This is a genomic window from Xenorhabdus griffiniae (assembly GCF_001028135.1).
In the GTDB taxonomy this organism is placed as follows: domain Bacteria; phylum Pseudomonadota; class Gammaproteobacteria; order Enterobacterales; family Enterobacteriaceae; genus Xenorhabdus; species Xenorhabdus bakwenae.
Window position 1 is genome coordinate 1 of record NZ_LDNM01000121.1, and the last position, 3,792, is coordinate 3,792.

At 41.5% G+C, this 3,792-nt stretch carries 2 protein-coding genes and 2 pseudogenes; 3 read left to right on the forward strand and 1 reads right to left on the reverse strand.

The annotated features are described in order from the left end of the window. Positions 1-237 (forward strand): annotated as a pseudogene (locus AAY47_RS17990) (ISAs1 family transposase); the annotation flags it as partial. A 1,019-nt stretch (positions 238-1,256) separates the two neighbouring features. Further along, a complete protein-coding gene (locus tag AAY47_RS21455) occupies positions 1,257-2,039 on the forward strand; it encodes a tail fiber protein (protein ID WP_053014345.1) in 783 nt (260 codons plus the stop codon). 66 nt (positions 2,040-2,105) lie between these two features. Here AAY47_RS21455 and AAY47_RS18000 read toward each other — a convergent pair whose 3' ends face one another. After that, positions 2,106-2,663, reverse strand: coding sequence for a hypothetical protein (locus tag AAY47_RS18000; protein WP_053014346.1), 558 nt, complete (start codon positions 2,661-2,663; stop codon positions 2,106-2,108). A 238-nt stretch (positions 2,664-2,901) separates the two neighbouring features. On the opposite strand from AAY47_RS18000, the pseudogene AAY47_RS18005 reads away from it, so the two are divergent. Further along, positions 2,902-3,738 (forward strand): annotated as a pseudogene (locus AAY47_RS18005) (IS4 family transposase); the annotation flags it as partial. Positions 3,739-3,792: the final 54 nt, after the last annotated feature.

Below are 3,792 nucleotides of genomic sequence, written 5' to 3' on the forward strand. Positions count from 1 at the left end.
ACTGAGGATGTCAAGAATCGGCAGTCGATGTTCCACATGGTGAGTGCGTTTGCCACCCAGAACGGCGTAGTGATGGGACAACTGAAGACAGACAAAAAGTCCAATGAAATCACTGCGATCCCAAAATTACTCCGCTTGCTGGATATCACAGATTGCCTGATAACAATTGATGCGATGGGATGCCAAACGAAGATTGCGGAACAAATTGTGCAGCAGGAAGGTGACTATCTTCTGGCGGAGGAGAGATTCGAACAACAATATCAATTTATTGATTTAAAACAAAAATATAAAATATAAAATATAAAATATAAAAACAAAAATACACACAGTGCTATACACAGAAAAATTTGGTGAGAAAAAACGGATAGTTGAGCAAAATTTATCGGCCCTTGTTCGACTCCTCCATTTTCCGCTAACTCAGGAGTCGAACACAAAGAAACAGTACAAATATAACACGAAATGCTAAAAACCAGATATCTACTCTTTAATCTCTAAGTTAACGATTTCCCAATTTGAAATCGGAAAAATCAGCAGCCATTCAACTATAGAAGAAATCCCTATAGTTGTCGTAGATGGCTCAAATCTGATTCATGGTTGAAATTCCAACCATCTTCAAGGTGGGATATCCCACTTTAGGTATGGTGATTTCCTCTATACCTTTTACCCTCACAGGGTTACTTAATGTAACTCAGTGACTGACGATGTTTTTCGTCGGAACCAATGATCACCAGACTGTAAATATGCCGTCTGCTTACTTTTCAAGCTATCACTGTAACTCATTAATTTATTCGAGGCCGTCATTTTGCCCCCCGGAACATCTCAATATTATCGACGCTCAAACTATGAGCAGACGCCAAATATGGCGTTTGAATGTTTATCAATGGGTTAGGTAACTGACCCGAAATCATCGGGGAGCCTCCCAAACTGAGGACTACGGCAATAGGACTCCTTAACCTCAAGGAATCCCTATAGTTAATTTCACGCCTCCGTTTGAAACGGGAGTGTGCTGAGTTAAAAGGGGAGAAATCCTATCTTTATTACATCAAGTTTTATCAGTCATTTGATAAATTTCATTAATTCACCATCTGTCATTTTATGTCATCCTGCCATCAAAACGTGTATCTCACCCATTAAAGTTAATCAAGCCGTACTCTCCAGTATTGATGAACCGATTTTATTGATGTTCACCGGCGGAGAAGCATACCGCCTTCATGTTATTTAGCAATGTGTATTGTTGATTAAATGAGGGAATAGCTATGCAAGATAAAAAGCCTGAAACACAAGCCTTAGAAGATGATGGCCTTGTTGTCGTTCCGACTCCAGAATATGTTAAAGATTTAATTGAAGAACACGCCCAAAGCCGCACTCACCCAGATGCAACACTGCAAGATAAAGGATTTGTTATCCTGAGTAATGATGTGGGTAGTGATAGTGAAACTATGGCAGCAACACCAAAAGCAGTGAAAGCGGCATATGACTTAGCGAATACAGCTAACAGCAATGCTAATGTTCGCTTAGCTAAAGATCAAAACGGGGTTGATATCCCTAATAAAGTGGAGTTTGTAAACAACCTTGGCTTGCGGGATACGGTCAATCAGGCTCTCAACGCGGTATCTAATAGTAGGAAAATTAACGGAAAATCTTTGTCTAGCGATATTAATTTAAATGCAGAGGATGTAGGGACATATGGACGCACGGAAATTGATAATCTGTTTGGACGAAAGAATTTCGCTAAACTAGAAGGAAATGGATGGTGGCAGTGTGGTGATACGGGATTAATAATCCAATGGGGAATGCACCGTTTTCAACCATTAGTTGAAAATATAGTTAAGTTACCAAAAGAATTTAAGCATGTTTGTTTAAGTATTCAAATAGTTGATGCTGGGGGTTTAGCAGTACCAATGGCTGCTTCACCTAATGGAGCATTAAATAGTTTTAGAGCTTGGGTTGCAGACCGCGGTTTTGATTTCAAAGGCAATGAATTCAACCTTATTCCTGATAATGTTATTGTTGGACAATATATTGCCATCGGCTATTAAATTCAGTATTTCTAACCTCAATTAGCAGATCATTTAAAACCCGCAAAAATTGCGGGTTTATACCAATCACTTCACCAGTTCAGGAACATCACTCTCTGTCACCTCCCCCTGCCCCACATTCCACACCGAATCCGCCGGTATCTGAACACGGACATCTAAGCGACAACCTTCGGGAATGTCGCAGGGTTCGGCATCGGCATAGTAGACTTTTTCACCATCCACGATGTCTTTTATCCGCCTGTTCTGGAACCGCTCAGGTAAATGGGTATGCTGACGGTGGAAAGTACAAATGATGATGCAGCCGTCCTTTTGCACCTTGTCATCAATGTAGATGAGTTCCAGCCCGTTGTTGTTCTTCGGCGAGGAGATACCGCCGTGGACACCCCATGCTCCGTCAGCGTTATAACCCAATACGCCGGATATCTGATAATGACCAGTGCCAAGTTTAGTGACGGTGGCCCCTTCGGATTCGTCGTTGGTGATGAATTTGCCATCGGGGTAGATTTGGATGATGGGGGAGGCTTTTTTTATATATCCCCCTTCAGCTACATATACATTGCCATTCCATCCCTGCGCCAAAACATCACCGTGAACGCCTTTTTGAAAGTAAAAATCCGCCTTCATAGAAGGCGGCTTTGATTTCGCCCCAGAGGGGCGTACTAAAATCCCTAAAAACAAATCCCTGCCACTTCCATTACTTTAAAATCTAAAAACCAATAAGGCAGAGCCAAAACCTGTTGCTGACCACCTCCTGAGGAGGCTGTCTCTTATACAGAAGTTCCTCACTTAATGTGAGATTTTTTGAACTAAATATTTTTCTCACGATCAGATCTTCAAGGTATTCAATTTGAGGATTTCTGAGATGATTAAAAGCAATCATGAATGGGCTAAAGAGCAATTTGGTCATGCTAAACTGGGTGACCCAAGAAGAACTGCCAGGCTAGTAAACATGGCTTCAGATTTAGCCCAATATCCCGGTAAATCCGTTGTTAAATCCTCATCATCTCCAGCCAGTATGGAAGGGGCTTACCGATTCATTCGTAATGATAACATTTCATCGGAAGATATTGCTGAAGCGGGGTTTACTGCAACTGCAAATCAGATTGGGCGATACCCACTACTACTTGCTTTGGAAGATACAACCACGTTGAGTTATCAACATCGTTCGATACGAAATGAATTAGGACATGTCAACCAAGGCAACCGTTGGCGAGGACTTCTCGCTCACAGTATTTTGTTGTTTACGCCAGATACGAATGAAGTTATCGGGCTCATTGAACAACAAAGATGGACAAGAGATATAAAAACTCGAGGTATTCGTCGTCGCGATCTTAAACGGCCTTATGAAGATAAAGAAGGATATAAATGGGAAAGAGCCTCTCGAAATATGGCGTTGCGTTTAGGCGATGCAATGACAAACGTCATCTCTGTCTGTGACCGAGAGGCGGATATTTATGACTATTTGATTTATAAGGTATTAAATAAGCAACGTTTTGTGGTGCGTTCAATGATGAGCCGACATATTGAAGAAGGACCCGATAAATTGTATCAATTTGCCTCAGAACTGAAGAGTGTTGGACAACGCCAGATACAAGTAGCTCAAAGAGGAGGACGGAAAGCAAAAGCAGTCACGCTTGATGTGAAATATGCTCCTGTGACGCTAAAAACTCCCTCGAACAAAACGGGAGATGCTATAGCAAAATCATCATAACATGGCATATTCAATATGCTCTGTAAACAGCTCATCAACTGA

Bases quoted from the DNA above. Each gene is read 5' to 3' on its own strand.
- AAY47_RS18000 (WP_053014346.1), bottom strand. From the start codon at position 2,663: ATGAAGGCGGATTTTTACTTTCAAAAAGGCGTTCACGGTGATGTTTTG.
- AAY47_RS21455 (WP_053014345.1), top strand. From the start codon at position 1,257: ATGCAAGATAAAAAGCCTGAAACACAAGCCTTAGAAGATGATGGCCTT.